The following is a 26,338-nucleotide window of genomic DNA, read 5'->3' as shown; positions in this document are numbered from 1 at the left end:
CTACAGTTCGTATAAGTTTTTTATCGCTTCGAGTTCAGGCAAATCCACCACCGCGCCGATATATTTCAGCTTATAAGCGCTAACGGCGAATCCGAGAGAAATGGCTTCGTGAATGGAATATCCTTTCACCAGCGCCGTATAAAATCCGGACCAGAACGCATCTCCCGCTCCGGTCGTATCCGCTACCTCCGTAGCCAGAGTCTTGAAAGTAACGGTCTCGCTTCCGTTGGATACCATAGCGCCGTACTTTCCCAAGGTCAGGATCACCAGCTTGGCGCCGAGACTCAAAAACTTCTTAATGTGGTTATAGGGCGTATCTTTGCCGAATAATCTTTCCGCATCGTCGCCCGACGGCTTAATGATATCGACCTTACCGATGATGGATTTTACATAGGCTGCGCCATCTTCGCCCTTTTGCCATAATACCGGATGATAGTTAGGGTCAAAACCGATCAGCACGTTTTGCTTTGCGGCAAGGTCCAGCATTTTTTCGATCGTATCGCGGGCCGGGAGCATGGAAATGGGCCAGCAAGAGAAATGCAAGATCTTTGACCGGAGCAGGGCTTCTTCAAGCTTTGAAGTATAGGAAATTTGATAGTCCGCACTTCGATAAAAGACGGGAGCCGGAGTCGACTTGCTCTTTGTAAGAAGGACCAAACTGGTTGAATTTTCCACAGTTTCAACGTATTCCGGCTCAATCCCCGCTATGCGCAATTGGTTGATCAGAAACGTGCCTAATCTGTCTTCTCCTACGGCTGCTGCAATCTGTGAATGGCCCCCTAATTTTTTGACGTTCATCGCGATATTCGCAGGCGATCCGCCAAAAAACTTATGGTATGCAGCTCCTTCAAAAGCATCTTCGTAATCCGCGGAAATCAGATCGATCAGAAGCTCTCCGACCATCAATACATCATTCTGTCTATCCTCAAAATCCAAGACCTGCTTAAATTCAAACACATTAACTTCCTCCTGCGGCTACGTTAATTTAATTGCGGGAAACACCGAGTCCACTTCTTTCAGAAAAGAACCTATGTCGTTCCCTTTTCCAACAATTTAACCGGAAGAATCGTTTCCAGAGGTATATCTTCGCCCGCAATTTGCCGAAGCAGGTATTTGACCGCCAATTCCCCCATCTTCTTGACCGGCTGCTCTACCGTCGACAAATCGTCCGTACCGCCAATTTGAATTCCGTCATAGCCTACGACTTTCACATGCTCGGGTACGGCCTTGCCGCGTCTCCGGCATTCCTTGATGACCTGCAGCGCCAGAATATCGCTGCTTGCAAATACGCCGTCAATATCGGGATGTTCTTCAAATAATGCACGAACCAAATTTTCGTATTCCTTATATTTAAAACCGTTCAAATCCGTTTGTTTAACCACAAAACCGACATCTTTGCCGCTCACTTGTTCAATGAATGCGTCATGCCGCTGTTTGGCCAATAGATTCAGCCGCAAGTTTCCGCTTAAATAAGCGATTTTTCTGCACTTTTTGCGAAGAAGCAGTTTGGTGGCCAGCACTCCTCCGCTATAATTGTCTGATGAAATACATGGAATGGACTTGGAAATTTGACGATCCAGGGTCACCAGCGGAAGCTTGATCGACGTATATTCTTTCACACTCATCGTGTGACTGCCCATAATAATTCCATCCACTTGGCTGGCTCTCAGCAAATCGATATACTCCTTCTCCTTTTTTTTATTTAGCAAAGAGTTGCAGAGCATCAGCTTATAGCCGTGCTTGTAGGCGTAATATTCGATATGCTTTGTGATTTGCCCAAAAAACGGATGGGAGATGTCCGGAATAATGAGACCAATAACATTCGATTTTTTACGTGATAATGAACGCGCCAGCTCGTTAGGCTGGTAGTTCATCTCTTCCATGGCTTCGTGCACTTTTTTCTTCAGGTCGTCGCTTAAATATCCCCGGTTGTTTAACACCCGGGAAATTGTCGTAACCGAAACCCCTACTTTTTCTGCGATATCTTTTATCGTAACGGCCATCAAAGCTCCTCCTTGTATCAGACAGCCGCCGTTTTGGATTTGAGCTGTCACAAGAAAAACCATTCATCAAGCGGGGGCAGCCTCTCCGTGATCACGGACGCTTCGTCGTATCGAATGGGAACGATTCCTTTCTCCTTGCATAGCTGCAGGATTCGCGGATCGGTGAAAAGCCTCGCCTCCAACACTCTGCCGGCGGCAAGCTCATCCCCGGAAATGTGTTTATTCCCCAGCATTCTCATTTCGCAGGTATCGATCGCCGGATGACCGACATATAAATATTGTCCCTTATCAGCGGCTTTAAGGCGCGAAACGATATCATCAATAAGATGATCCGTTTCTTCTACCCGTCGTAAAGATGAGCAGAAACGGTTCCAGTATAACAATCCTTCTTTATCCGCCCATTCCGTCATTCGCTCTTCCATACCGGGCACATGGTATTCCGGAAACATGTGTGTATCGACGTAGGAGATTCGGAACCCCAGCCGTCTAAGCTTGTCCAGCTGCGCCTGAATTTCCAGCATGACTTCGTCCAAATCAGGCTTTTGCGTCTCAAATACTTGCGGAGAAGGCGTAAACATTCCGTTCTCGTCGACTAAGGTAGAGACTTGTGAAATCGGCAGAACGGGCCCCCACTTTACTTGATCCCATTCCGCGTTCAAAGTCGCATGCAAACCAAAACAAACATCTTCATGTCCGATCAGCATTTCTGCGGCTTCTTCTATAAAGCGGCAAGGAGCCATAAAAGAGACATTTTTTATAAATCCGGCTTTTAAAGACTCTGCGATGCCTACATTGGCCGAATGAGAGCTGCCGCAATCGTCCGCCCTGGTTATGAGCCGGATTGCGGGCTCCCTTTCATTCGATTCCCGAAGCACGGTTCACTCCCCATTTCGATCCTCGATTTTAAGATTGATTTTGGGACAGTAATGACGCAATGATGTGTCAACCGGTTGACACCAAGGGCGCAACCGGATGCCGGCTTCTGTCCCGAAGCCACGCGTCCGCTATTTTGTTCATCCCTCGTCAAATTCCCATGCGAGTATTCATGTCGTATCCCGCTGTATAAGCGTGACCGGAAACGAATTTATCATAGAGACCTCTTCCCCTTGGAGCAGCTTTACAATCAATTCAACGGCGCATTCGCTCATTTCCCGAATAGGCTGCCTTATGGATGTCAGGCGGGGCCATACCAAGGATGCGATTCCCACGTCGTCATACCCGATAATTTTCATTTCTTGCGGGATTGTTTTCTTTAATTGATGACAAGCTTGAATGACCAAGGCAGCCAGGACGTCGCTGGTGGCAAATACTCCGTCCGCATCCGGATGCTCTTGAAAAAATCGCACAAGCTCATCCACGTTTCGTTTATCGCCTAAACCGGCAATCTCCAGCTCCAAGCTAACATGTTCGATTCCGGTATCCGGAAGCTCGTCCCTAAATCCTTGAAATCTCTTGCTCGCCAGCAATGCGGCGTGATTCGGCCCGCCTACTCCGCCAGAAATATGCGCCAGCTTGCGGCAGCCCTTGTCGACCAATAATCGGGATGCGAGTCTGCCTCCCGTATAATTATCGGAAGTAACGATGGGAATATTATTGGCAACCGTACGATCAAATGAGATGATCGGCAAATTTAAATTGAGATAATGCTTGACGTCCTGCACATTGCTTCCCATAACGATTGCGTCCACTTGATTCTTTTTCAACATGTCGATATACTTGCGTTCTTTCGAAATATCGCGATTGGAATTGCATAGCAGCACTTTATACCCTTTTTGATCGGCATAATACTCAAGATGATAAACCAGCTCGCTAAAAAAAGGATGAGATACTGTAGGAATAATCAGACCGATCATATTCGATTTTTTTCTAAACAGGGAACGAGCCATTTCATTCGGCTGATAATTTAGCTCCTTCATTGCCTGAGCTACCTTATCCCGTGTTGCTTGACTGATATATCCCCGGTTATTGAGCACGCGGGAGACCGTCGTTACCGAAACCCCTGCTTTCGCAGCTACATCTTCGATTTTAGGCATAGATGCACACCTTAACTTTTTTAAGGCAATTATACACTTTTTTCATCGCATTTTCAGCCTCGAAAGCGAACGGGGATTTTATTTCAGGGCCCCTTCCGTAATTCCTTTGACAATCTGTTTTTGAAGAAAAAGATATAGAATCAGCACCGGTATAATCGTCATAACCAATCCTGCCATCAAGGGACCGTAATCAACGGAGTAAGACGAGAAAAAAGAAAACGTAGAGAGAGGCAGCGTTCTCTGTTCCGGCGACAGCAAAACCAGGCTGGGCAACAAATAATCGTTCCAAATCCAGAGCACATCCAATACGATTAGCGTTACGAAAACCGGTCTCAGCAGCGGCAAAATAATCTGGAAAAACGTTCGCAGCCTTGAGCTCCCATCAATAAAAGCCGATTCTTCCAATTCATAAGGAATCCCTTTGATGAACCCGTGGAACGTAAATACGCCAAACGGCACCCCAAACCCGAGATACATAAACAGCAAAGTTGCTTTCATATTCAACAGGTCCAGCTTTCCGTACAACATGACCAGCGGGATCATGATGACCTGGAACGGAAGCGCCATGGATGCCAGCATGATAAAGAATAGTATGGCGTTTAGCTTCCATTTGAAGCGAACGAACAAATAACCTGTCATCGACGAGAAAATAAGAATGATGAAAACGGCAACCGCCGTAATAACGAAAGAATTCAGAAATCCTTGCATAAAGTCCATACTTTTATACGCGCTGATATAGTTTCCGAAAAGCAGGGCTTTAGGGGGAGACAAAGGATTTTCCACAAACTGCTGCGTTTTTTTGAAAGAATTCATGACGACCAATAAGAAGGGAGTTAAAAATACGAATAAAAGAATATACAGCAATGCTGATTTGATTTGTGAGGTTGATTGCCGAGCTCGCATCATGATTCGACCTCCAGTTTCTTCAGCAGGTAGGATTGAGTAAGCGCAAGCAAGGCTATCACGGCAAACAAGACAACCGCTTCGGCCTGACCCGTTCCGAATTGATTAGACAGAAACGCTTTTTGAACGATATGGTACGAGGCCATCTCGGTCGAATGGAACGGTCCGCCTTTGGTTAAAGCCAGATTTATATCATAAGCTAAAAATGACCGCGAAATGGAAATGAATATGCTTATGACGATTGCGGGAATCGAAAGCGGCAAAATGATTCTGCGAAGTATCGTAGCGTTGTTCGCTCCATCCATACTGGCGGCTTCCAATACGTCATTAGGAACGCCCGAGAAGCCGGCTATATAAATGAGCATAAGATAACCGACCAATTGCCAAGCCGTTGCAATGACAAGCGCCCAAAAGGCGGTATCCGTATCGGTTAACCAAGACGATTGAAACAAGGCCCATCCATATTTATTGCCCAGATACGGCAATACTTGCGAGAATAGAGTCTGCCATAAATACCCCAGTACGATTCCACCGATCAAATTCGGTGTAAAAAATCCCGTTCGAAGCCATTTCTCCCCTTTCACTCCTCTAGTTAACGCCAGCGCAATGAAGAAAGCCACGATGTTGGAGATCAAGACGGTACATAAAGCATATTTGACGGTAAACCACAATTGGGTGAGAAATACGCTGTCATGAAACACCTTGGAGTAATTGGCCAAACCAATGAATGAACTGCTGGTCATTCGCACATCCCAATTCGTAAACGTCAAATATAATCCAACCAGAAACGGGATCAAGACAACAGCAGCAAACGCAAAAATGGAAGGAGCCCCGAAAAGTAAAAAGATTCCTGCATTCCTTATAAATATGTTTTTCTTCATGATGCCGCACCCTTTACAACCAGGATTTTAAATGCCTTTAAGTAAAAGATGGGGAGCAAAGGCGGAGCCTAGTCACCCATCTTCTACCTCTCAGCGAGTCAAGTCCTTATTTCCCGGAATATGATTTCCAATACATTTGAACTTCATCCGCGAGTCCCTTGCGATCGATCTTTCCTACCAAATATTTTTGCATAGACGCTCCCGTCTTCGACCACCAGTCTGTCGGAAGATAGTTGATCACTCCGATATTAATAACTTGTCCTTGATCTACATATTTGGTTACGGCATCGGATATCACGTTCGTACCCTTTACCTTTACCTCCTTGTAAGGCATGGAGAGACCCATTTTGTTAACGATCGCCGATTGCCCCTGCTCGCTTGTCACCATCCATTCGATGAACGCTTTGGCGGCATTTTGCTGCTCGGGAGTGGACCCCGATTTATCAACAGCCAACAATTTCGGTGCGCTGTAAGCTACTTGCGTATTGCCGTAGTCCGTCGGATTATTGCTAATCGGCACCGGAATCATGCCAAACTCTTTGTCCCGTCCTTCTAACGTTCCGATGACCGCCCAAGTCCAATCTCCCATAAAGTAAAAGGCCGTGTTGCCTTTTGCGAAATCCCCGCTATCTTTCATGTAGTCTGCAACAAGCGGGTCATTTTTTCTCGCATTGTATGTCTTCAACAAGTCGAAAGTATCCATCAATCCGCTAAATTGAGGATTGTTCGCCAATTGGACATCGCCCTTTTTCAGGCTCTCTACGAATTTGCGGTTCTCATCCACGTTTTTCGATTGCAATGAATAGGCCAATCCCAGATAGTGAGCGCCCAAGGACCAATCCGCTCCGTGAATCATCACCGGAACCTTGCCGGAGGCTTCAATTTTCTTAAACAACGCTTCCAAGTCATTGCGGGTTTTCACAGAGGCCGGATCAAAGGTCCCTCCGATCGCCTCCTCTACAACTCTTTTGTTATATAGCAAGCCGTATCCCTGGGCAGTCCATGGAACGCCAAGGAATTTTCCGTCCAGCAGAGCTCCGTCAACCGCCCCTTGCTTCGTTAGCTTTTCGTATTTCGCTTTCTCCGACTCCAGGTCCGCAAACTTGTCTTTAAATTGTAAAATGGTTGCCGGGTCAAGATTGGCGATCGTGGCCGGGTTGCCGGAAGCTAATAACGATTGAAATTTTTCCAGCTGTCCTCCGCCAATTGGCGTCGGAATCAATTCTATGCTCACATTGGGATTCAGCTCATGATACGTTTTAAACAGGTCCTCAAATACATTGTTTACTTCGGCTGACGTATTGAAGAAAGTAATCTTATCGTCTTTGGTCTGTTTGGTCGCTTCCGCCGAAGGGCTTGAAGTATCGTTTTTGGAGCAAGCCGCCAATGAAGAAAGCAGTAAAGCAGAACAAATTCCCAATGTGATGCTCTTTGTAATTTTCAAAATCTTTCCCCCCTGACTATCATTTTTGAATGCGCATTCATCCTTGTTTCACATTTATGATAACCGGTTGTCATATCGTATGTCAACCGGTTATCATATTTTTTCTGCGATGCAAAAAAAAGATTGGGTTTCAATTCAAATTAAATTCAATAAAATGATCCCCATCAAGGCTGCTTCGGCAGGATCAAATTCCGCTCCAGGATCAGCATCAATTGTTCCACCATTTCCTTTGGAGTGTAAGGCATCGATTGAACAATCCACCATTCCACCAGACCGGAGACCGCGGCGGCCAGAAATTGGACGACGATTTCCCGGTTTATGCCCGGGCTGATGCCGCAGCTTTTGATATGCTCCTCGATGCCCCGTTCCATCATCGCGATCATCCGCTTGCGGAAGGCGGGTATCCCCTTGCTCGTCATGAGCGTGGAGTAGATGGAGGCGTGGCGCTCCAAAAATTCGAACGTGCGAAGCAGTAAAGCTTTTGCAGCCACCTTGCTTGGATCCCCGTCAGGCATGCAGCTTTCATACAATAACTGCAAGTACGTCTCGATGCACTGGTCCAGCAGATCGTACTTATCCGTAAAGTGCAAATAGACGGTCCCCCGGTTTACATTCGCCCGGTCCGCGATTGCATGAATCGTGATCTTCTCAAAGCTTTTCTCCTCCATCAGCCCGACAAAAGCTTCCATGATCGCCTGCCTCGTTTTTAGAATTCGTCTGTCCATAACTCTTTCTCTCTGCTCCTTTTTTAGACAATCCGAGCGCATTTGTTGAATACTCAACAAAATCAAAAATATTACCGATTGATCCGGTGTTTCACCGGATGCTATCGTAATTGTAATCAACAAACGTCAATTATACAACAAATGTTCATTAAATATGAAAGCGAGGATAACAGCATGAGAGTATTGGTTTATGGAGCAGGAGTTATAGGAAGTTATTTGGCCCATGTTCTTGTGCGCGGGGGCAATGATGTGACCGTATTGGCCAGAGGAAAACGGGCGGAGGAGCTGGAGAAGGATGGGCTTGTCATCCGCCATTATTTTCAGCGAAAAACGACGGTGGATCCGGTTCACGTCATCCGGACGCTGGAAGCGGGCGATATCTACGATCTCATCTTTGTCGTCATGAAATATACGGATTTCCCGGCGGTACTGCCTATCCTGGCCAACAATCGGAGCAGCAATATCGTTCTGGTGGGTAATAATACGGATGCCCATGATATGCAAAATTACCTGGAGGAGCATAGCGATACGCACAAAAATATCGCCTTCGGGTTCCAAATTAGCGCCGGAAGCAGAGAAAACGGGCGGACCGTCTGTATCCGCGGAGGCGTGCAGATGGTGCTCGGCGGTTTGGATGGTCCGATTCCCTTTCAGGCCGCGATTGATCAAGCGTTTGCGAAAACCAAATACAAACTTGTCTATCACGAAAATATAGACGCTTGGCTGAAGAACCATATTGTGCCCATTGTAGCGCTGGGCTTTGCAACGATTATTCATGAGCGCCAAATGACAAAAATCGCCAGGGACGATAAGCTGCTGCGGCAAATGATTGCGGCCATGGACGAAGGCTTCCGCGTGCTGGAAGCCCAGGGTTATCCCTTAACACCGGCCGTTCAAGCTTCATTGATTCGTAAACACCCAACGCTACTGCGGCTGCTTCTAAAAATATATCATATGCTGCCGGCCAGCCGGCTGGTCGATGGTTCCCCCTACGAAATCGCCGCTTTAAACCGCGTGTTTCGCGATTGGAAAGAACGGTCCAACGTCCCCACTCCCCATTGGGATGTGCTGGAAGAGCGGTTTAATGCCAGCTCTCCGTTTATTTCCGGAGCGTGACGGGATTATCATTAGCAAAATCGCCCTATTAACGAACAAAGGTTCCAATATGGACTGCTCAAATCGCCTTGTTTTGGATATAGTAAACCATCAAAAATAAGATAGTATAAAATCATGGCAGCAAAATTCGCGTATTCATTTGGAAACAGAAAGGAAGCGGCTCAATATGAGACCTATGATTCATGCACAAAGAAACTGCGAGGATCAGGAAAAGATAGACCTTTTCTTGACAAAAACCCGATCTGGCTTATTGGGTCTGGCAGATGGAGTTCAGCCATACGTCGTGCCATTGAATTACGTTTGGTGGAATAAATGCATTTACTTTCACGGACTAAGTAGTGGCAGAAAGATTTCCGTCATACAACAAAATAATCTTGCTTGCTTTACGGTATTCGAAGAGTATGGCACCGTGACCGCTCCCGTCCCGGCTAAAACGGATACTGCCTACATGAGCGTAATGCTGTTTGGAAACGTGGAAAAAGTGGACCAACCGGACGATTCGACAGAGGTTCTTCAACAATTTCTGAACAAATATGTACCGGGCTTTTACGACCGGCCGTTATCGAAAGTGCATGTCGAGAAATACCGTTCCTCCCTTGACCATCAGGCCGTATCTGTATATCGCTTGCGGCCGCAGACGATAACGGCGAAAGAGAATCCTATAGACAACCAAAACATGTTTTACCCGGGGCGGTCGGTTTCCGATGCCAACAACTGACGCGGTTTCGTTCCAAAGCCTCACAAAGTAATTTAGGCAAGAAGGAAATTCTTCCACCTTGCAAACACAGCTGCCTTCATGATAGTATTTCATAATTCATTAGTTTGAACAATCCATAATTGAAATGCAGCACATTGGAGGTTTGCCAAATGTTAAAAATAAACCGAGACGACAACCGTCCCATTTGGCAGCAACTGCTGGATCAAGCGATCCATAACATTACCACGGGAAAATGGCCACCAGGCGAACTGCTGCTCCCCTCTCGTGAACTTGCCCAATTAGTGGGGGTTTCGCGTTCGACCATCCAGATTGTTTATGAGGAATTATATAGCCGCGGATACACCGTCACCTCTCGTCGTGGCGGGACAAGAGTTAGTGATTGGACGTACCGTCCCCTTTCCTCCGAGGCCGCTTCACCCCAAGGGCCTCTTCAACCTGAATTGCCTATGTTGAACACTACTGTCGGTCATTTGCAAACTTGGCTCAGGGGCAAAGAAAATACCCATGCACTCATCGATTTCAGCCCACACGAACCTTATTTGGATGACCATTTTCATAAGCTCTGGAGGCAATCGTTTGTACAAGCCACGGCAGAACCAGACCTGGCTCACTGGGCTTATGGCAATGCCTACGGCTTCGTGCCGTTGCGCGAACAAATTCAACGCTACTTGTCGCTTACGCGTGGCGTCCACGTGCATATCGACCAAATTGTATTAACCTCGGGCGCTCAGCATAGCATCGATTTAATCGCCCAAGCTCTCTTGCATGAAGGAGAGACGGTTTCAGTGGAAGATCCCGGCTTCCCTGCGGCCTGGATGGCGATGAAGTATCGGCGCATGCAGGTTGCTCCCGTTCCTATCGATGAGCACGGTCTGCAAGTAGACCGCATTCATCCGCAATCCAAGCTTGTCTATGTTACTCCCTCTCACCAGTGCGCGACCGGAGTCATTATGTCGGAACCGCGCAGGCAGCAATTGCTGCATCTGGCCGCCCAGCGCCCATTTTGGATTATTGAGGACGATTACGACAGTGAATTCCGCTACCGAGGCGAGCCACTTCCCACATTATTCAGCCAATTACCCAAGAACACGTTGTATATGATGAGTTTTTCCAAGCTGGTTGCTCCCGGCATCCGAATATCGGCGATTGTCGGTCCCAAAGCGGCCATTCGCCAAATTGCCAGGGTACAGGAATTGTTGTACCGGCATCTTCCGATTATGGAGCAAGTAACGCTTGCCCACTTTATTGAGCACGGCCACTTTATACGTCATATGCGCAGAGTCAGAAATGTTTATCGCCGCAGGCACGAAGCCATGACGAAAATGATCAGCGCAACCGGCCTGGGCCAACGTTTCACGCTTAGCGGTGTCGAAACGGGGTTGCATATGCTGCTAGAAGCTGAAGCGTCCTTTGACGAAGAAGCCGTGGCGAATCAAGCACTCAAACACGGGGTCCGGGTTTATCCGCTTAGCACGTATTGCTTGGAAAGCAAACGAAAGGGATGGGTGCTGGGCTTTGCCAAAGTAGATGAGGCCGCCATTGAAGAAGGCATTTATCGCCTCTCGGAGATGCTCTTGTAAAAATATCCCTTTAAATCAACTTCTTAAAAAGTTGACTTGAGGGGATATTTTTATTTCAGCACCTATGGGCAATCCTAGGGGGCAAGTTGTTTTTGGATTGCTCAAAAATAATATTTTTGGATATATATAACCAATCCAACTATTGCTATACTAGCATGGTATTCCGATAAGGCTAGACAGACAGAGTTGACTTTTGACTGGAGGAAAAGCAATGTTTAAAGTTTTGGTATCAGACCCAATTAGTGATTTTGGCTTGCAGCAGTTGACGAGTGCGGTGGATGTGGAGGTCACAAAAAAGACGGGATTGAGCGAGGAAGAGCTTATTTCCTTCATCGGTTCGTATGATGCGTTGCTCGTCCGTTCCCAAACAAAAGTCACTCGACGCATCATGGAAGCCGGTGTCCAGCTGAAAGTCATTGGCCGGGCGGGGGTCGGCATTGATAATATTGATTTGGACGCCGCGACAAGCCGAGGGATTGTGGTGGTCAATGCACCAGACGGCAATACCGTCACGACATGTGAGCATACCTTTGCGATGATGATGGCGTTAGCCCGGCATATTCCGCAAGCTTATACGAAAACCGTTTCGGGGCTGTGGGACCGCAAATCCTTTCTTGGCGTTGAATTGCGAAGCAAGATCCTTGGTGTGATGGGGCTCGGCCGTATAGGAATCGAAGTGTCCAAACGCGCGGCGGCGTTCGGTATGACCGTCATTGGCTACGATCCCTTCCTGGCGGAAGAGAGGGCGAATGAATTAGGGATCAGGCTTACAACAGTAGACGAGATGTTGCGAACAGCGGATTTTATCACGGTTCATACGCCGCTGACCAGCCAAACGCATCATATGATAGCAAAGCCGCAATTTGGCATCATGAAACGGGGCATGCGTATCATCAACTGCGCCCGCGGGGGAATTATTGACGAGGCTGCCCTTCTCGAAGCGCTCGATGAAGGGATTGTGGCCGGCGCTGCTTTTGATGTATTTGAAAAGGAGCCTCCGGAGCCGGATCATCCTTTTTTTAATCATCCTCATATGATTGTTACCCCACACTTGGGCGCGTCTACTTTTGAAGCCCAGGAAAATGTAGCCATCGCTGTTTCGAAGCAAGTGATCCATATTTTACGCAACGAGCCATTTAAACATGCCGTCAATATGCCTGCGATTCCGTCAGGACTCCTTAACAGGCTGCAGCCCTACTTTACCTTGTGCGACCAACTGGGCAAATCGCTGGCCCAAATGACGGATGGCGCCGTGCGTGAAGTGTCTGTGGAATGTGCGGGAGCGCTTGCCGATGTGGACATCTCCCCCCTTGTACCTTATGCGCTTAAAGGGATACTTTCTCATCATCTCGGCGCGGAACAAGTCAATATTGTCAATGCCCTCTATTTGGCGAAGGATCGGGACGTTCATATTGGGACACGCAAATCCCTTATTGACCAAGGCGCGGCCGATGGGATTACGATTCGATTAAAGACTACGATGGAAGAAAGATGGGTGACGGGGGTGGCCGTGGCTGGCGTTGGAGAACGACTCATTCGAATCGGGCCTTACCCGGTAGAACTTCCAACGGAAGGCTATGTTCTGTTGATCTCACAGATAGACATGCCAGGGATCATAGGCCGTGTCGGAACGTTGCTCGGAGATAACGGCATTAATATTGCCACGATGCAGGTGGGCCGAACCGAGATTGGCGGTTCAGCGGTCATGATACTAAAAGTGGATAAGAAAGTGCCCAAACAAGTGACGGAAGCCTTATGTGGGATACCGGAAATCAAACGTGTACGGGAGATCAATTTTTAAGGAGGGATATGGAACATCTCATTGAAAAAATCTCGAAACGGTCAGACGGCAGATGGAACTGGCTTGCCAAGCATCGGGGTGCAAAGCAGATGAAGTCAAATTGTTATGCCTGGAATGCTGGTGCTGCGCAATGATGGATTTAAGACAAGCGCCAATCCCATTTTGACCATAACGGGTTTGGGGTCGTTCCTTGCTGCGCCATTCGGTTCGCATGAGCATTGATTACTTTTTTGGCAACAGCAGCCAATGTCACCTTGTTTGGAGTCGGCGGCGTATTTGGGGGATTGGTCGCAGGTCTGGCAGCTCATGCATTGATACATGGACAATTTCGGATAAAGCCATCCGCATAAGCCGTCTCTGAACAGGTATATACCCGCGAGGCAACACTATAGGAAAAAAAGTGTATACGGATCGCTCTATACCGTTTGCGAATATGTGGTGATGAGCAATACATCACACATCCCGACTATAAAAAAAGCTCCAGAATCGACAAAAGGTCAGATTCAAGAGCTCGTTCATGGTTAAGGTTGATGCGGTCGAGAGGACTCGAACCTCCACGGCTGTTACACCACTAGAACCTGAATCTAGCGCGTCTGCCAATTCCGCCACGACCGCATATTTCGCTGCGATTCGACCAATTTCGAACCGACAAATGGAATTATATAACGGGTATTGGGCCATGTCAAGCGTTAGATCTGCTATTCTTCGTTGTCGCGGATCTTGGTTTAAAGTCCACGTTGACAAGAAAGATGCCTGATCCGATGCACAGACCGCCTGCTATGATGGAAGGATGCAGCGGTTCCCCCAATACGCTCCAGCCCGTTAACACTCCGAAAAACGGAGCCAAAAATAAAAACGCGCTCGTTTTTCCCGGATCGCTTCTTTGCAGCACGTAATACCAGATAGCAAATTGTACAATGGAAGACAGTACGCTTAACCACAGCAAAATCGCCAAGGAATGGCCGTTGACAATAAAGAACGGCCGTTCAAGAACCATGCTGGCCAAGAAGAGCAGCAAACCTCCGAAGAGCATTTGATAAGCGGATAACACCCACGAGTCGATCCTCCCTCCCCACCGTTTGACCAGTAACGTCGACACCGCCCAGCATACCGAGGAGAGCAAGCCGAAGAGCAGGCCGATTTTGACTTCCAGCTGCGCTCCCAAGGTTATAGCTACACCCGTTAGCCCCAGCAGAACACCTATCCATTGATAAGGCCTATACCGTATCTTAAGAAAAATCGTCCCCAGGATGACCACAAGCAGCGGATTCGTAAACGTCAGGATGGACGACTGGCTGGCCGTAATGGTCCGGAGACTCAAAAAAATGCATCCCATGACCCCTGCCGTTTGAAAAGCACCGATAACCAGCATTCTGATCCAGACGCGCTTGGAATCGGGATGCGGCCTGCGGAGCCCGATAACAAAGACCACCATGAGGATTCCAGCCAGAATGAAGCGATATCCGGCCAATAACAACGGGGACGAGTAAGCCAGTCCAAGTTTCCCCACAGTGAAAGAAGAGCCCATTAAAAAGGTGGTTAAAACGATTAACGGCACAAATTTGATTGCATTCATGCAGCGATATCTCCCTTCGTTTACTTTGATTCGCGGATACGTATCCTTTGTCATTGTAAACGAAGAATATTTCGTTCTTCATCGAAGTATGGAATGCAGGCCCGCAAGATGAGGAATATACGATATAAAAAAAGGCCCTTAAATTACTTATTTAGTAATTTAAGGGCCTTTTTTGCGTTGATGCGGTCGAGAGGACTCGAACCTCCACGGCTGTTACACCACTAGAACCTGAATCTAGCGCGTCTGCCAATTCCGCCACGACCGCATATTTTCTTTCCTTGAATGGATCGCTCGGAAGTTTCTCCTTCAAGGGGACAAGGAGTATCTTATCATCGTTCAAGTCCGAAGTCAAACATTTTATGCATCATATTTTATTACAAATCATATTATGATACAATTTGTATTAATATTTCATAAATGGTTACATTTTGTATCTCATTCCATAGGAAACCAGGTGATTTCCCTTGAAACGATGGAAGCTCTGCGCGCTTACCGTTGTCGTATTCGCAGGGGCTGGTCTAGGGCTACTGTATCGTTATTTGGAACCCGCCCGCCATTTTGAAATGAAAACGCATCCGGTTATCGCCGCACCCTCTGCCTCCACCTCCACAGATCCTCCGGGCTATTCCCAGTCTTTACCGAACGATCCGACAGCTGTCGAGGCTTCAACCGCTCCATTGGCTCTCCCCGCCGACAAGCCCGTACAATCCGCAAACCTGAACGAATCGACCGCCTTTAACGCACTAATACTCGGATTGGACACGACCAGCGGCCAAGCCGCACGTACGGACGTCATTCTGCTCGCTCATGTCGTTCCTGCGGAGAAAAAGGTCCATCTCATTTCCGTTCCACGGGACACCCGGGTCCCGCTGCCCGGGATCGGCTTAACGAAAATAAACCACGCGCATTTCATGGCTGAAATGGATGGCGGCAAGAAATCGGGAACCGATGCGGCGATTCAAGCCGTCAGCGACCTGCTGCAGATTCCGGTTCATTATTACGTGAAGACGAATTTTTCCGGATTCGTTACCTTTATCGATACGATCGGAGGCATTGACGTAGACATTCCCAAAGACATGTGGCTGTCCATGACCCGCAAGCCGCTGGAAGCGGGAAGCCGGCATTTGGACGGTTTAACCGCGCTGGCTTTCGTCCGGGAACGGTATTCGCTGGAGGATGGCGATTTCGGAAGACAGACGGACCACATGAAGGTGATGCGGGCCGTCGTGCAGAAGCTGCTGGCGCCGGAGAAAATAACCGAGCTGCCCGGGCTCCTGAAACTGGCGAAAAAAGAGCTGGTCGACACGAACTTGACCGACAGCGATCTTATCAGCTTCGCCTGGTTGTTCAAGGGTATGAACGGCCAGGACATCAAGTATAGGCAAATTCCCGGCAAATCCGTCAAAGCAGCCGATCCGCTTGTTCGTTCCCCTCTCTGGTACTGGGAGCCCGATAAGGAACACCTGAAGGAGCTGATCCGTGAAAATCTGCACTAACGCAGCGGAACTGCGAAGCGGGCAAGCGCTTCCTTAGTCGGCTAGCCATTTGCGCACAAGCCATATGATCACCGCCCATATCGGCAGCGTCAGGATGATACCGATTACGGTTCCTTTCAATGCCGAGCCCTGCTTCAAACGGCACCGCCTCCCAGGGGTTATGGTAAAACCCATTGTATGCCGCACAGCGGCAGATCATGACTTGTCCGGCTGCATGACATGTTTTTTCCGTAACGCCATATACTTTCCTACAGGAGGGATTGATATTATGGTGCTGCTGCAGATCTTGGGAGGCATTCTGCTTGCTTTGGCGCTGTGGGGCTTGCTGAAGCTAACGCTTAAGGCGCTGCTGTGGGTTCTTGGCGGCGCTTTTCTTCTGGGAATCGTATTCCCCGGCCTGCTGCTTTTGTTGGGCAGCCTTGTTTTCGTCACGATCAGTCTCCTGGCGACGCTTGGCCTGCTGCTGCTGTTGTCCGCCTTCCGGTCTTGATGCGGCGGCCGGATCATCAGCCTTCCTCATAGGCCCGGACCGCCCGCTCGGCCCAGCGTTTAAGCTCCTCCGCACTTCTCTGCCTCGGAACATTGAACAAATGCGTATCTGCACCATGTCCTTCGTTATTCCGCAGCCATACCTCGCCTGACGCCCCGCCGCTTACCGAGCGTATCCGAAGCAAGTAATACGGCCGCAAAAATAGCTCGGCTTCTTCAAACGGCCGATCTTGATCCATCTTCTCCCCCCTTTCATTTTTATGATGTTGTTACTTTAACCCAATCCGGGTGTGCTCATACCAGGCCTCCCATCCGCTTCAGGCACTGCGCTGCGGACCGCTTCGTTGCCTCGTAGACCGTTCGCCCGACCGCATAGCCTAACCTGGTGGCCGTTCCCGCATACCGGTACGCTTCGCCTTGCTGCGTCGCTGCAATAAGGATCGCGTCGGTCGTCGTACCGGTAGCGGTCTGCCCCCCTTCTTCCAGAACGATATTCAAATCCTGCAGAGCAGCCGTTTTCGCTTCCGTCGCGGTAATGACGGCATTGACGAACGCGGCGTCCGTCAAGCGGCCGTCGATCACCAGCACTGTATTGATCGTCCCCGGAAACAAAGACGAAACGTCACAAGCCTTGCCCGCTCGCGCCTTGTTGCTCAGCCCTGCAGTCACCCATGCGCATACGTCCGTTCCCCCGGGAAGACGAAGATGCTCGTATCCGAAGTCCGCCAAGCTTGCCGCCGTCAACAGCGCTGCCGTATTTTGGGCATCCAGCCCCTTTTCCTTCATAAAAACATTCATCTCGGCCAACGGATCGTCCGAAGCATACTGCTTGGGCACCTGCCGGTTCATTAAGCGGCGGAACTCCCCGAACCCTTCTCCCCACATGGAGGAATTCAGCGTCCGCAGCGGCCGCTCGCTCTCGATCAGGAAGTAGCTCTCATAGCCGCGGTTTGCCAATCCGAACCGAAAACCGGCCAACGGAACGCCTGAATAGAGCAGCTCTTCCGCGTAACGGAGGGAAGCAGGCCGTTCCGGAGTCATGACAGCTCCCCCTCAAACAGCTCGATGCGCGGCTCCTGGAAAGGCTGAAAATGGTAGCTGCGATCCAGCTTGACGATACGGCGGTTTTGCTTGCGGATCATGACCGTATCATCGTCCCAAGCGACTACGATGCCTTTCACATCGTTCGTCTTGTCCGCATCGCGCACAATGCGCAGCAGCGTCCCCTCGACCCGGTATTTGTCCAATTGTTCGTCCGAAATCACGGTATTCCCCCCAATTCTCCTTTGAAAATCAAGCTTGCCTTTTCAGTCGGTTATGTAATAAGAATACATCATTTGGGGGATACAATAAACAGCGTCAGCGAGGTGTACGGATAAGAGGAGCGGATACGTCATGGAAAAGAAAACGTACTATATTGCCGTCGGAAGCGGCGAAATTCTGGAGCCGGAAGATGTGACCGGCAACTTCGAGTTTGAAATACAAGCAACGGAAGAGGAAGTCGACAAGCTACAGGAAATATTCGAGGAGCTTGCCATGAACGAAGAGGACACGGCGGTGCGGGCGATGATTCCTTACCGGGAATACCACGCGGATAAAGAAAACGACGCGTACGACTGGAATTTGACGGAGATCTACCGGATGCTGCACGAGCTCGGCACACCAGATACGAGAAAGCATATTGAAGCGATGAATGTGCTGCCCCAATAATAACGGGCACCCAGCAGGCAATCCGATTCACAAACAAAAGAACCTGTACTGCGGACGCAAGCCCGGTACAGGTTCGATTTATAATTAGGGACAACGTTATCCTACATGCTCTCTGGTATCGTTAGTTTCGAACCAATAATCGAGCACTTTGCTGGACATGACGCGTTTGTTGATGTAGTCCACTTGCTGCTGCGAGAATTGCTGTTCCCACTCGACGTCGAGCTCTTTGCAAAGCTTCACGACGGTCAGCAGCTCGGACCAAGCCACATAGCGTTTGTACCAAAAAAATTGAGGATGCTCAATCATATAGGGATACAGATCATCAAAATCCGTATGTTTACAATCTAGGGCACGTTCGAAGTGTACTTTCGCCTCATTCAATTTGGTCACGAAAAAATCTGCCGGAATTTCTTTCCCCATGCAAGTAGCACCTCCCCATCTTTGTCATTCGCCAACTGGCCGAAGAGCAAACTTCATACTTTTCAGCCTACGATCCATTATAAAGGAAAAAGCGGACAGATGGAAGGCTTAGTGTTCAGAAAGCCGAGACAAATGTTGCTATTCGAACCGGATTTCCCCGCCGGCAAGCGAAGCGATCTTCACAAGCGACTCCACCCGTATTCCCGACTCGCGGATCGTGCGTCCGCCAGCTTGAAACGATTTTTCCACGGCGATTCCAAGACCGAGCAGCGTCGCTCCCGAACGGCGAATGATCCGGATCAGCCCCCGTGCCGCATCGCCGTTGGCGATAAAATCGTCGATCAGCACGACGCGGTCTTTTTCGTCCAGAAATTCCTTCGATACCATAATGTCGGTGACAATGCCTTTCGTAAACGAAGGCACGCGCTCGCAATACGTTTCCGTTTCCGTGTTGAGCGACTTTTTGCGCCGGGCGAATACAAGCGGAACGTTCAATTCCTGTGCGGCTGCGAATGCGATCGGTATGCCAGACGATTCGATCGTTAAAATTTTCGTAACTTTCTCGTCGCGGTATAAACGCGCGAACTCCCGTCCCATGGCCGTCGTCAATACCGGATCGATCGCATGGTTCAGAATCGCATCCAGCTTGATCACCTCATCCGACAGGATTACGCCCACTTCCCTGATCTTTTGTTTCAATAATTCCATTCTCCACGCCTCCGCTCTTTCATTTGCCTGTTCCCGTAAAACTTAACATAACGGCAAACTAGGTTTCAAGTACCATCTTTTACGGAATTGGAAACAAAGATGCAACTTTTTGCTTCGAAACATCGTCTAATGGGTATAACAAAAGAAAGAATGTCTGCCCGGACGGAAATGAAGCTTTGAAAATGAAATTCCCGCATTTTCATAGCAATCGGCGGGGATTTGGGCATTTTTGCTCTTTGTGAAGAGGCCGGGTACACGGTATGATTTAAAGAGGTTACAGCCAAATTGTAACACGGAAAGGAAGCTCATGATGAACAGAAAGAAAGCCTTCATCGGAATCTTGTCCGTTATAATGATCATGATGATGGTAACGACGGGGTGCAAACCGAAAAATGCGGCGGCTCCGACGCCTGCGCAGCCAAAGGAAGCGGAATCGACGGTCGTTACGCCGACGGAGACGTCCTTGCCTCAGAACGAGACGATCACGAATCCGTCTGTCCCTACTCCTGCTACGCCGGCGGGAAACCAGGCTGATAAAGTATCGCTCGCAAGCGCCGACAAGGGCGACAAGGACAAAGGGGAAGGCGAGCAGACTCCTCCGGCAACGAAGCCGAATGCGCAAACGAAGCCGAAGATCGAAATCAAGTCGCCGTATACGCAGGCCAAGCCGACCTTGCTGGGCTTGACGCTCAAAACGAGCGCCGCGGAAATTACAGAGAAATTCGGCAAGCCGAAAGAGCAATTCGTCATGGAGGATGACACCGATCCGATTACGGTGTACGATTACACCGATTTCCTCGTCGGCTTCGACAAGCAGAATCAACTGCATTTTGTCGATGTCCGAAGCGCCGACGTCAATCCGGGCCTGAACGGCCTCAAGCTCGGCGATCCGGTTGAAGAAGTTACCAAATCGCTCGGCAAGCCGGATTCGAACACCAGCTTCGTTCTCACGTATAAAGCAACCGGAGCGGTGCTGAAGCTGGATATCGATCCGAAATCGCAAAAGGTCAACTCCATCAAATTGTTCGCGGAGTAGCATCGTATGCCAAAAAACCTTGACAGGAGCTTCCTGTCAAGGTTTTTTCATGTCCGGGTTACGGCCCGCTTGCGGTGCCGCCAATAAAAATAACCGATGATAACGATAAGAACGACAAGGATCGCGATCGTGATTCCCATGTATCGGTGAGCCACCGCAATGATATGCGGAGCATTAATCCCGATGACGTGCCCCAAGGTAAGAAACGACAAGCACCAGACCAGGCCCCCCGCTCCCGCGTAAAAGAGATACCGCCAAAATCCGACATTGCTGACGCCGGCCAAGTAGCACGTAAAGTGCCGGACCCCCGGCACGTAGTACCCGAATGAGACCGCCCACATGCCATACTTGTGAAACCAGCCCTCGGCCACGCCAAGCCTTTCGGGCGTTAGCTTGACCCATTTTCCGTACTTGTAAAGAAACGGCTTGCCTACGGTCCGGCCTAAAAAATAACTGATCAGCATGCCTGTCATGGACCCGCTAAAGCAGACGGCAAGCGAAGTGCCGTAATCAAGCAGCGGATCTTGTCCTACCGTAAGCGAGCCTACGGTCGTCATCAATATTTCATCCGGCACGGGAATGCCAACAATGCCGAGCGCAAGCAATCCATAAAGAGCTATATACCCGTATTGATCAATCATCTGCAAAAGATGCTCCACCTTCACACGCTCCAGCCAAATAATTTCAGATCATGTCGAATATCGGTCAAATCCTTTATCATTGTATCAGAATTCGTCCGTTAACCCAAGAACAAGCTTTCCTCCTGACAGCTTGGCATGTCCGGCACAAAACAAAAGTCATGAGGCTTGGCCCCTTCTCATACGTTGTATCATAAAGGAAGCGGTCAGGAAGGGGGACTTGCGAGCGAATGAGAAAATGGGGGAACATTCTGCAGGTCAGCTTCACCTATGTAGGCACCGTTGTAGGCGCCGGGTTCGCGACCGGGCAGGAAATTATCCAGTTCTTCACCCGCTACGGCTGGATGGCGACCTTCACCATCGGTGTCGCCAGCGCCTTGTTTATATGGCTGGGCATCAAGCTGATGCAGCTGGCCCACGATACCCGCGCCAAGTCTTATGAAGATCTCAACAGGCTGTTATTCGGAAAAACCGTCGGAAACGGCGTCAGCTTGTTCACTTTGGTGGCTCTGTTCGGCGTATCGACGGTCATGTTGGCCGGCGCGGGATCGGTTTTTGCCGAGCATTTGAATCTGCCTCTTCAGTCGGGGCTGCTTTTTACCCTGCTGCTGGCGTATGTCCTTCTTGTCCGGGGGATGAAGGCGATCATGGCCGTAAACTCCGTTATCGTCCCGCTTATGATCGGCTTTAGCTGCGTTGCCGTTTGGATTACCTGGGACACGCCCGGGGCTGGCAATTGGCTTCACATGGAATCGGATTATTCCGCCCAGCGCATTTGGTTCGCCCCGCTCCTCTATGCGGCGTTCAACCTGACGATGGCTCAAGCGGTGCTCGTGCCGCTTGGGGCTCAGATCGAAGACCGGTCGGTGCTGTATTGGGGGGGCGTCTGGGGCGGGATCGGCATCGGGGCCATGCTGCTGGCCGGTCATTATGCCCTGTCCGCCCAAATGCCGGGGATCGCGCAGTTTGACATCCCGATGGGGCACTTAATTCACGGACTCGGTCCGCTGCTGCAGCTTCCGTTCATTCTGGTGATCTACGGGGAAATTTTCACCACCCTGCTGGCTGACGTTTACGGTTTGGCGCTGCAGATCGAGCAGCGGAGCTCCTTGTCTTATCAGATCATCGTGCCGCTCCTTCTTGTGCTCTGCTATGTGGTGAGTCACATCGGCTTCAAAACGCTGCTCTCGTCGCTCTATCCGTTACTGGGCCTGCTCAGCATGGCCTGGATGATCCTGATGATCTGGCGCAGGCAGCGGCCGTTCGGAACGAATTGACGCAATCGTCAGCGCGAGCCGGACGAGCATCATAAGCATGCCGGCCAGCGTAAAGACAAAACCGCACAGCAAATATGCGAAATGATAAGGCGGGTATTGCTCCGCATCCCGCAGGACGGCAAGCAGATCCGTGAACAAAAACAAGCTGCCGACCGCAAACAATACAAGCAGCGCATAATCGAAAAACGTCCAACGCGCTAAATGCGGGCCGGCCTGCCGGACCAAAGCAGCGGATAAAGATGGCCGGTCTTCCGGGCGTTCTTCCGTCTGGGCAGCGGCTCCCTCCGGGGCGGCTGAAGGCAGGGCTTCGGCTTGGGCCCGCGAATAGACGGTCCAGGCCAGCAAAACGGCCGATCCCGTCACGACAAGCCCAATAGCCCCGCCGAGCCAGGCAAGCATCGTCATCATCATGTGTCAACACCTCGTGTATTTCTTCTTATCGGGCATGCTGTGCAAGCTCGTATGCCATCCATAGAAACAACGCAAACAGCAGAACCGGCATCGCAAATACGGCGACTTGCAGCGTCCGAAGGCCCGGCGAAGGCGCCTTGCGCCACAGATAGCTGCGATTCCACCTCTGCATGCGGGATTCCCCTATAATGGACATGTCTGTTGGATGTCCGGATGCCGCTGCCGGAGAGCGTTGCCCGTTCGGAACGATGGTGCCTCGCTTCCAGCCGATCCGGTATGTCATTTCGCGCGGTTCGCGCTCTTCAGGCTTCACCCGCGTACCTCCGTTTCCAATGGCTTTACTTTATCTTTGCTTATTATATAGCTTCCTGAGAATACAGGCTATGCCATTTTGTACTCCCGTGTAAAATGATGAGCATTCGCGATATGTACGCATTTTTTTAATAGATGTACTTTTGACCAGGATCATGGCAAATTATATGGTATAAGAAAAGCTTCTTCTTACGGAGGTGAACATATGCGGAAGGTAGCTGCCGTTACGGGCGGCGCGCAAGGAATCGGCAAAGCGGTCGCACTGGAATTCGTGAAGGCCGGTTATGAGGTGTCCGTTGCCGATACGGATAAGGAAGCGCGCATGGAGCTGATGGAGCAGGTCCGCAGTCTCGGTGGCAAAGGGATGTTTCTGCCCGTGGACGTGGCGGAGGAAACCGAAGTGCAGCGATGGTTCAAGCTGATGCTGGACGATTTCGGGCGGATCGACGTGCTCGTGAACAACGCCGGGATCGGGATGAACGGCCCGATGCTGGAGCTGCCGCTGGAGTCGTTCGACCGGGTGATCAACGTAAACCTGCGCGGTACGTTCGTCTGCTCTCAGCAGGCGGCCCGCGCGATGAAGCGGCAGGGCGGCGGCGTCATTCTGAATATCGCCTCCACACGCGCACTGATGTCGGAAGCGGGCACCGAGGCGTATTCCGCTTCCAAAGGCGGTCTGTTGGCGCTCACGCATGCGATGGCCGTCAGCCTCGGTCCGTACGGTATCCGCGTGAATGCCGTAAGCCCCGGCTGGATTGAGACCGCCGACTGGCAAAAAGCTTCCAATCGTCGCCACCCCGTACACAGCGAACGTGACCGCCTGCAGCATCCGGCCGGACGTGTCGGAACCCCGGCGGATATCGCGGCGGCATGCCTTTATTTGGCCGGGAACGGGGCCGGGTTCGTAACGGGACAAAATCTTGTGGTCGACGGCGGCATGACCGTAAAAATGATTTACGAAGAGTAGATTGCATCCAGGGTTAGAGAAAAAAGTGGAAGAAACTGTACTTACGACGGGAGAATCAGACATCATGTGGTTTTTGTTTGCGGCCGCCTCGGCGCTTTGCTTCGGGCTGAGGGGTATCTTATATCAATGGACGTCGCAGCGTCCGATCAACCGGAACCTGCTGCTGCTGGGCGTCTATGCGTCCGGCACGCTGATTGCGCTTGTTGCGGCGGCGTTCACCGGACAAGCCTGGACGAAGCCCGTGTGGATCGGTACGCTGCTCGGGCTGTTTTCGTTTGTTTCCAATGCTGCGATGTATAAAGGGTATTCCGTCGGCAAAGCGTCGCTGGTTGCCATGTTCACCGGGCTTCCACCGGTCGTGGTCGTGCTGTTCGCGTACGTGCTGTGGGGCGAGAAGCTCAATTCGTCGCAGCTCGCCGCCTTTGTCGTGATCGTGGCCGGGATTTTGATGATCCGCTACTCCAACGACATTTCGCTCAAAAATTTGCAGGGCGCGCACTGGGGCGTGATAACGATGCTGTTCTTCGGCTTGACCGACCTCTCGTCCAAGCAGGCGACGCTCATCGGCGCCGCCACCTTGCCGACGTTGGCTTTGATGTACGGCACCGGTTCACTGCTGTTTGCCGCCGCTTGGCTGCTTGGCCGGAAGCAAGAGGCCTTCGCCCGGGCGGCGCTCCGGGCCGGGCGCGAAGAAGCGGCCGCAGGAATGGAGGAGGCGCCCGACAGCCCGGTCCCCGCGGCTGCTTCTGCGGTTGCAGTTGGAAGCGGACCTGCTCCAGCGATAGCCCGCGGGTGGTCCTCCGGCCGGACCTTAATCTGGGGCATGTTCGTCGGCATTACCAACGTCTGCGGCATGATCCTTGCCATGCCGGCGTTCGCCGCCGGCGTCACCGGACTTGTCTCCGTCGTCATCGCGATGAACGTCGTACTCGTGCTCTTCTATGCCCGCTTCGGCCTGAAAGAAAAATTCAGCCGCCTCGAATCGGGCGGCCTTTTGCTTGCCTTGATCGGCATTATTGTATTACGTCTTGCGGCTTAAATGCCGGACGGATGCCGCGGAAAAACGCGAAACATACGCATCCAGCACGTGCTTGTGGCACGTAAACAGCAGCAGCTGTCGGCCCTCGGCCACCGTTTGCAGCAGCTCCATGCCGTATCCGAGCCGCTCGTCGTCGAAATTCACGAACAAATCGTCAATCACGAGCGGCAACCGGACTCCGGACGCCGCGTATTCGTCCGCAAGCGCGAAGCGGATGCACAAGTACATCTGCTCGGCCGTCCCCCGGCTGAGCGCGGACGCATCCAGCAGCTCGCCGTTCGCCCTCTCCGCCAGTACGCGCTGCTCGCCGAGCGGCGCAATCATCCGCGTGAATCGGCCGGATGTCATCTTTTCGAAGTACCGGGAAGCCCTCTGCATGACGGAGGGCTGTTTTTCGTGTTCGTACAATCGTTTCGTCTGGGCGAACAGCGTTCCGCACATGGAAACTACCGCCCAGCGCTTCATCAAACGCCTCAGCTCGGTGCGGCGCTCCTCCGCCTGCTGCAGCTTGTCCGCATGATCTCCGCCTTCGGTCAGCCGTTCGATTTCGAACCGTTTGCGGCTTTTCGCCTCCCGGCACGCTTCCAGCCGCTCCCGGAGTTCATCCCGCTGTTCCGACAGACGCCTCCGTTCTTCGTCCAGCTCTCCTCCGGTGACGCCCGCAAGCTTCTCGTCGAGCGACTTCATCCCCGCTTCCCCTACCAGCGTCCGGATGGCAAGCTCATCCTGTCTCAGCTCCCCCAGCAGCTCCTGACGGCGAAGGTATTGGCGATGGAGATGCCGCAGCCTCTCTTCCCCGTCCGCCCGTGCGGCGTCGAGCAGTTCCTGCCGCTTCGCGGCCGTGCGCTCGAACTGCTGCAACAGCAGCGCAGACTGGCGGCTCAGCTCGGCATGCTGCCGGCCATCCCGCGCAAGCTGCTCCAGCCGCGCGAGCTGCCGGTCGCGGGCGGCCTGCCATGCTTTCAGTGCCGGGCCGGGCTCCCGGCCGGCCGCTTCGCCGAGCAGCGCGGCCGCCTCCGCGGCAAAGCCCGCGGCGGTGCCCCGCAGCGCCTCGC

Annotated in this window: 29 protein-coding genes, 2 tRNA genes and 1 pseudogene; 12 read left to right on the top strand and 20 right to left on the bottom strand. The window is 51.0% G+C overall.

The genetic code is table 11. From position 1 onward, the window contains the following. The 8 genes from KQX66_RS33995 to KQX66_RS33960 form a co-directional block, all read right to left on the bottom strand. Nucleotides 1–957, bottom strand: coding sequence for a carbohydrate kinase family protein (locus tag KQX66_RS33995; RefSeq protein ID WP_216797986.1), 957 nt, complete (start codon nucleotides 955–957; stop codon nucleotides 1–3). Between the two features lie 71 nt (nucleotides 958–1,028). Next, nucleotides 1,029–2,003 carry a LacI family DNA-binding transcriptional regulator gene (locus KQX66_RS33990; protein ID WP_216797985.1) on the bottom strand — a complete coding sequence of 325 codons (975 nt, stop codon included), beginning with the start codon at nucleotides 2,001–2,003 and terminating at the stop codon, nucleotides 1,029–1,031. A gap of 47 nt (nucleotides 2,004–2,050) precedes the next feature. After that, nucleotides 2,051–2,878, bottom strand: a complete 828-nt coding sequence (locus tag KQX66_RS33985; protein WP_216797984.1) for a ChbG/HpnK family deacetylase — start codon at nucleotides 2,876–2,878, stop codon at nucleotides 2,051–2,053. 168 nt (nucleotides 2,879–3,046) lie between these two features. Further along, on the bottom strand, nucleotides 3,047–4,036 hold the full coding sequence (locus KQX66_RS33980) for a LacI family DNA-binding transcriptional regulator (protein WP_216797983.1): 990 nt from the start codon (nucleotides 4,034–4,036) through the stop codon (nucleotides 3,047–3,049). Nucleotides 4,037–4,114: 78 nt separating this feature from the next. Further along, a complete protein-coding gene (locus KQX66_RS33975) occupies nucleotides 4,115–4,942 on the bottom strand; it encodes a carbohydrate ABC transporter permease (RefSeq protein ID WP_216797982.1) in 828 nt (275 codons plus the stop codon). Continuing rightward, complete coding sequence (locus tag KQX66_RS33970) at nucleotides 4,939–5,820, bottom strand: carbohydrate ABC transporter permease (protein ID WP_216797981.1); 882 nt, start codon at nucleotides 5,818–5,820, stop codon at nucleotides 4,939–4,941. The genes KQX66_RS33975 and KQX66_RS33970 overlap by 4 nt, the downstream gene beginning before the upstream one ends. A gap of 106 nt (nucleotides 5,821–5,926) precedes the next feature. Continuing rightward, nucleotides 5,927–7,264 (bottom strand): ABC transporter substrate-binding protein, encoded by a 1,338-nt coding sequence (locus KQX66_RS33965; RefSeq protein WP_216797980.1) that lies wholly within the window; start codon nucleotides 7,262–7,264, stop codon nucleotides 5,927–5,929. A 164-nt stretch (nucleotides 7,265–7,428) separates the two neighbouring features. Continuing rightward, on the bottom strand, nucleotides 7,429–7,989 hold the full coding sequence (locus tag KQX66_RS33960) for a TetR/AcrR family transcriptional regulator (RefSeq protein WP_216797979.1): 561 nt from the start codon (nucleotides 7,987–7,989) through the stop codon (nucleotides 7,429–7,431). A 174-nt stretch (nucleotides 7,990–8,163) separates the two neighbouring features. On the opposite strand from KQX66_RS33960, the gene KQX66_RS33955 reads away from it, so the two are divergent. From KQX66_RS33955 to KQX66_RS38055, 5 genes and pseudogenes are all read left to right on the top strand, one after another. Continuing rightward, a complete protein-coding gene (locus KQX66_RS33955) occupies nucleotides 8,164–9,105 on the top strand; it encodes a ketopantoate reductase family protein (protein ID WP_216797978.1) in 942 nt (313 codons plus the stop codon). A gap of 166 nt (nucleotides 9,106–9,271) precedes the next feature. Then, nucleotides 9,272–9,823: a pyridoxamine 5'-phosphate oxidase family protein gene (locus tag KQX66_RS33950; protein WP_216797977.1), complete on the top strand. Its 552-nt coding sequence runs from the start codon at nucleotides 9,272–9,274 to the stop codon at nucleotides 9,821–9,823. A gap of 149 nt (nucleotides 9,824–9,972) precedes the next feature. Then, nucleotides 9,973–11,403 (top strand): MocR-like pyridoxine biosynthesis transcription factor PdxR, encoded by a 1,431-nt coding sequence (gene pdxR / locus KQX66_RS33945; RefSeq protein WP_216797976.1) that lies wholly within the window; start codon nucleotides 9,973–9,975, stop codon nucleotides 11,401–11,403. 211 nt (nucleotides 11,404–11,614) lie between these two features. Next, the gene (gene serA, locus KQX66_RS33940; protein ID WP_216797975.1) at nucleotides 11,615–13,204 is read left to right on the top strand and encodes a phosphoglycerate dehydrogenase; all 1,590 of its coding nucleotides are present in this window, start codon (nucleotides 11,615–11,617) and stop codon (nucleotides 13,202–13,204) included. A 105-nt stretch (nucleotides 13,205–13,309) separates the two neighbouring features. Next, nucleotides 13,310–13,554, top strand: a pseudogene (locus tag KQX66_RS38055) (benzoate/H(+) symporter BenE family transporter); the annotation flags it as partial. Between the two features lie 181 nt (nucleotides 13,555–13,735). Here the strand turns inward: KQX66_RS38055 and KQX66_RS33930 are convergent. The 3 genes from KQX66_RS33930 to KQX66_RS33920 form a co-directional block, all read right to left on the bottom strand. Next, nucleotides 13,736–13,819, bottom strand: a tRNA-Leu gene (locus KQX66_RS33930). Nucleotides 13,820–13,886: 67 nt separating this feature from the next. Then, on the bottom strand, nucleotides 13,887–14,780 hold the full coding sequence (locus tag KQX66_RS33925; RefSeq protein ID WP_216797974.1) for a DMT family transporter: 894 nt from the start codon (nucleotides 14,778–14,780) through the stop codon (nucleotides 13,887–13,889). Nucleotides 14,781–14,961: 181 nt separating this feature from the next. Next, a tRNA-Leu gene (locus tag KQX66_RS33920) sits at nucleotides 14,962–15,045 on the bottom strand. 199 nt (nucleotides 15,046–15,244) lie between these two features. On the opposite strand from KQX66_RS33920, the gene KQX66_RS33915 reads away from it, so the two are divergent. Beyond that, the gene (locus KQX66_RS33915; RefSeq protein ID WP_216797973.1) at nucleotides 15,245–16,276 is read left to right on the top strand and encodes an LCP family protein; all 1,032 of its coding nucleotides are present in this window, start codon (nucleotides 15,245–15,247) and stop codon (nucleotides 16,274–16,276) included. 268 nt (nucleotides 16,277–16,544) lie between these two features. Next, nucleotides 16,545–16,766: a hypothetical protein gene (locus tag KQX66_RS33910; protein ID WP_054977628.1), complete on the top strand. Its 222-nt coding sequence runs from the start codon at nucleotides 16,545–16,547 to the stop codon at nucleotides 16,764–16,766. A gap of 16 nt (nucleotides 16,767–16,782) precedes the next feature. Here KQX66_RS33910 and KQX66_RS33905 read toward each other — a convergent pair whose 3' ends face one another. The 3 genes from KQX66_RS33905 to KQX66_RS33895 are packed head-to-tail and all read right to left on the bottom strand — an operon-like array spanning nucleotide 16,783 to nucleotide 18,030. Continuing rightward, complete coding sequence (locus KQX66_RS33905) at nucleotides 16,783–17,004, bottom strand: DUF1387 domain-containing protein (RefSeq protein WP_216797972.1); 222 nt, start codon at nucleotides 17,002–17,004, stop codon at nucleotides 16,783–16,785. Between the two features lie 55 nt (nucleotides 17,005–17,059). Continuing rightward, nucleotides 17,060–17,806 carry an adenosylcobinamide amidohydrolase gene (locus tag KQX66_RS33900; protein WP_216797971.1) on the bottom strand — a complete coding sequence of 249 codons (747 nt, stop codon included), beginning with the start codon at nucleotides 17,804–17,806 and terminating at the stop codon, nucleotides 17,060–17,062. Next, nucleotides 17,803–18,030 carry a hypothetical protein gene (locus KQX66_RS33895; protein WP_216797970.1) on the bottom strand — a complete coding sequence of 76 codons (228 nt, stop codon included), beginning with the start codon at nucleotides 18,028–18,030 and terminating at the stop codon, nucleotides 17,803–17,805. Before KQX66_RS33895 ends, KQX66_RS33900 begins: the two co-directional genes overlap by 4 nt. A gap of 130 nt (nucleotides 18,031–18,160) precedes the next feature. Between KQX66_RS33895 and KQX66_RS33890 the strand changes: the two genes are divergently transcribed. Beyond that, nucleotides 18,161–18,475 (top strand): hypothetical protein, encoded by a 315-nt coding sequence (locus tag KQX66_RS33890; RefSeq protein WP_216797969.1) that lies wholly within the window; start codon nucleotides 18,161–18,163, stop codon nucleotides 18,473–18,475. Nucleotides 18,476–18,571: 96 nt separating this feature from the next. On the opposite strand, the gene KQX66_RS33885 is transcribed toward KQX66_RS33890, so the two are convergent. Next, nucleotides 18,572–18,895, bottom strand: coding sequence for a hypothetical protein (locus KQX66_RS33885; RefSeq protein WP_010499765.1), 324 nt, complete (start codon nucleotides 18,893–18,895; stop codon nucleotides 18,572–18,574). Between the two features lie 138 nt (nucleotides 18,896–19,033). Further along, on the bottom strand, nucleotides 19,034–19,603 hold the full coding sequence (locus tag KQX66_RS33880; protein ID WP_216797968.1) for a xanthine phosphoribosyltransferase: 570 nt from the start codon (nucleotides 19,601–19,603) through the stop codon (nucleotides 19,034–19,036). 310 nt (nucleotides 19,604–19,913) lie between these two features. Between KQX66_RS33880 and KQX66_RS33875 the strand changes: the two genes are divergently transcribed. After that, the gene (locus KQX66_RS33875; RefSeq protein ID WP_216797967.1) at nucleotides 19,914–20,639 is read left to right on the top strand and encodes a DUF4309 domain-containing protein; all 726 of its coding nucleotides are present in this window, start codon (nucleotides 19,914–19,916) and stop codon (nucleotides 20,637–20,639) included. A 47-nt stretch (nucleotides 20,640–20,686) separates the two neighbouring features. Here KQX66_RS33875 and KQX66_RS33870 read toward each other — a convergent pair whose 3' ends face one another. Continuing rightward, nucleotides 20,687–21,298, bottom strand: coding sequence for a DedA family protein (locus tag KQX66_RS33870; RefSeq protein WP_216797966.1), 612 nt, complete (start codon nucleotides 21,296–21,298; stop codon nucleotides 20,687–20,689). Between the two features lie 209 nt (nucleotides 21,299–21,507). Between KQX66_RS33870 and KQX66_RS33865 the strand changes: the two genes are divergently transcribed. Further along, complete coding sequence (locus KQX66_RS33865) at nucleotides 21,508–22,554, top strand: YkvI family membrane protein (RefSeq protein ID WP_216797965.1); 1,047 nt, start codon at nucleotides 21,508–21,510, stop codon at nucleotides 22,552–22,554. On the opposite strand, the gene KQX66_RS33860 is transcribed toward KQX66_RS33865, so the two are convergent. Both KQX66_RS33860 and KQX66_RS33855 read right to left on the bottom strand, forming a co-directional pair. Then, the gene (locus KQX66_RS33860; protein ID WP_253957619.1) at nucleotides 22,480–22,965 is read right to left on the bottom strand and encodes a hypothetical protein; all 486 of its coding nucleotides are present in this window, start codon (nucleotides 22,963–22,965) and stop codon (nucleotides 22,480–22,482) included. The genes KQX66_RS33865 and KQX66_RS33860 overlap by 75 nt on opposite strands. Before the next feature lie 25 nt (nucleotides 22,966–22,990). Further along, nucleotides 22,991–23,278, bottom strand: a complete 288-nt coding sequence (locus KQX66_RS33855) for a hypothetical protein (protein WP_216797964.1) — start codon at nucleotides 23,276–23,278, stop codon at nucleotides 22,991–22,993. Nucleotides 23,279–23,482: 204 nt separating this feature from the next. Between KQX66_RS33855 and KQX66_RS33850 the strand changes: the two genes are divergently transcribed. Both KQX66_RS33850 and KQX66_RS33845 read left to right on the top strand, forming a co-directional pair. Continuing rightward, complete coding sequence (locus KQX66_RS33850; RefSeq protein WP_216797963.1) at nucleotides 23,483–24,244, top strand: glucose 1-dehydrogenase; 762 nt, start codon at nucleotides 23,483–23,485, stop codon at nucleotides 24,242–24,244. A gap of 64 nt (nucleotides 24,245–24,308) precedes the next feature. After that, nucleotides 24,309–25,283: an EamA family transporter gene (locus tag KQX66_RS33845; protein WP_216797962.1), complete on the top strand. Its 975-nt coding sequence runs from the start codon at nucleotides 24,309–24,311 to the stop codon at nucleotides 25,281–25,283. Here the strand turns inward: KQX66_RS33845 and KQX66_RS33840 are convergent. Then, a partial coding sequence (locus KQX66_RS33840) for an ATP-binding protein (protein WP_368858152.1) occupies nucleotides 25,266–26,338 on the bottom strand: 1,073 nt, incomplete at its 5' end. The two genes, KQX66_RS33845 and KQX66_RS33840, sit on opposite strands and share 18 nt — an antisense overlap.

Source organism: Paenibacillus oleatilyticus (assembly GCF_018998565.1).
Classification (GTDB): Bacteria; Bacillota; Bacilli; order Paenibacillales; family NBRC-103111; genus Paenibacillus_G; species Paenibacillus_G oleatilyticus.
This window is presented reverse-complemented; position numbering and strand designations above follow the sequence as displayed.

Excerpts from the sequence above, each read along its gene's own strand:
- KQX66_RS33990 (WP_216797985.1), bottom strand. The coding sequence starts at position 2,003 with ATGGCCGTTACGATAAAAGATATCGCAGAAAAAGTAGGGGTTTCGGTT.
- KQX66_RS33980 (WP_216797983.1), bottom strand. The coding sequence starts at position 4,036 with ATGCCTAAAATCGAAGATGTAGCTGCGAAAGCAGGGGTTTCGGTAACG.
- KQX66_RS33975 (WP_216797982.1), bottom strand. The coding sequence starts at position 4,942 with ATGATGCGAGCTCGGCAATCAACCTCACAAATCAAATCAGCATTGCTG.
- KQX66_RS33970 (WP_216797981.1), bottom strand. The coding sequence starts at position 5,820 with ATGAAGAAAAACATATTTATAAGGAATGCAGGAATCTTTTTACTTTTC.
- KQX66_RS33960 (WP_216797979.1), bottom strand. The coding sequence starts at position 7,989 with ATGGACAGACGAATTCTAAAAACGAGGCAGGCGATCATGGAAGCTTTT.
- KQX66_RS33955 (WP_216797978.1), top strand. The coding sequence starts at position 8,164 with ATGAGAGTATTGGTTTATGGAGCAGGAGTTATAGGAAGTTATTTGGCC.
- KQX66_RS33950 (WP_216797977.1), top strand. The coding sequence starts at position 9,272 with ATGAGACCTATGATTCATGCACAAAGAAACTGCGAGGATCAGGAAAAG.
- pdxR (WP_216797976.1), top strand. The coding sequence starts at position 9,973 with ATGTTAAAAATAAACCGAGACGACAACCGTCCCATTTGGCAGCAACTG.
- serA (WP_216797975.1), top strand. The coding sequence starts at position 11,615 with ATGTTTAAAGTTTTGGTATCAGACCCAATTAGTGATTTTGGCTTGCAG.
- KQX66_RS33925 (WP_216797974.1), bottom strand. The coding sequence starts at position 14,780 with ATGAATGCAATCAAATTTGTGCCGTTAATCGTTTTAACCACCTTTTTA.
- KQX66_RS33910 (WP_054977628.1), top strand. The coding sequence starts at position 16,545 with ATGGTGCTGCTGCAGATCTTGGGAGGCATTCTGCTTGCTTTGGCGCTG.
- KQX66_RS33905 (WP_216797972.1), bottom strand. The coding sequence starts at position 17,004 with ATGGATCAAGATCGGCCGTTTGAAGAAGCCGAGCTATTTTTGCGGCCG.
- KQX66_RS33900 (WP_216797971.1), bottom strand. The coding sequence starts at position 17,806 with ATGACTCCGGAACGGCCTGCTTCCCTCCGTTACGCGGAAGAGCTGCTC.
- KQX66_RS33890 (WP_216797969.1), top strand. The coding sequence starts at position 18,161 with ATGGAAAAGAAAACGTACTATATTGCCGTCGGAAGCGGCGAAATTCTG.
- KQX66_RS33885 (WP_010499765.1), bottom strand. The coding sequence starts at position 18,895 with ATGGGGAAAGAAATTCCGGCAGATTTTTTCGTGACCAAATTGAATGAG.
- KQX66_RS33880 (WP_216797968.1), bottom strand. The coding sequence starts at position 19,603 with ATGGAATTATTGAAACAAAAGATCAGGGAAGTGGGCGTAATCCTGTCG.
- KQX66_RS33875 (WP_216797967.1), top strand. The coding sequence starts at position 19,914 with ATGAACAGAAAGAAAGCCTTCATCGGAATCTTGTCCGTTATAATGATC.
- KQX66_RS33865 (WP_216797965.1), top strand. The coding sequence starts at position 21,508 with ATGAGAAAATGGGGGAACATTCTGCAGGTCAGCTTCACCTATGTAGGC.
- KQX66_RS33860 (WP_253957619.1), bottom strand. The coding sequence starts at position 22,965 with ATGATGATGACGATGCTTGCCTGGCTCGGCGGGGCTATTGGGCTTGTC.
- KQX66_RS33850 (WP_216797963.1), top strand. The coding sequence starts at position 23,483 with ATGCGGAAGGTAGCTGCCGTTACGGGCGGCGCGCAAGGAATCGGCAAA.
- KQX66_RS33845 (WP_216797962.1), top strand. The coding sequence starts at position 24,309 with ATGTGGTTTTTGTTTGCGGCCGCCTCGGCGCTTTGCTTCGGGCTGAGG.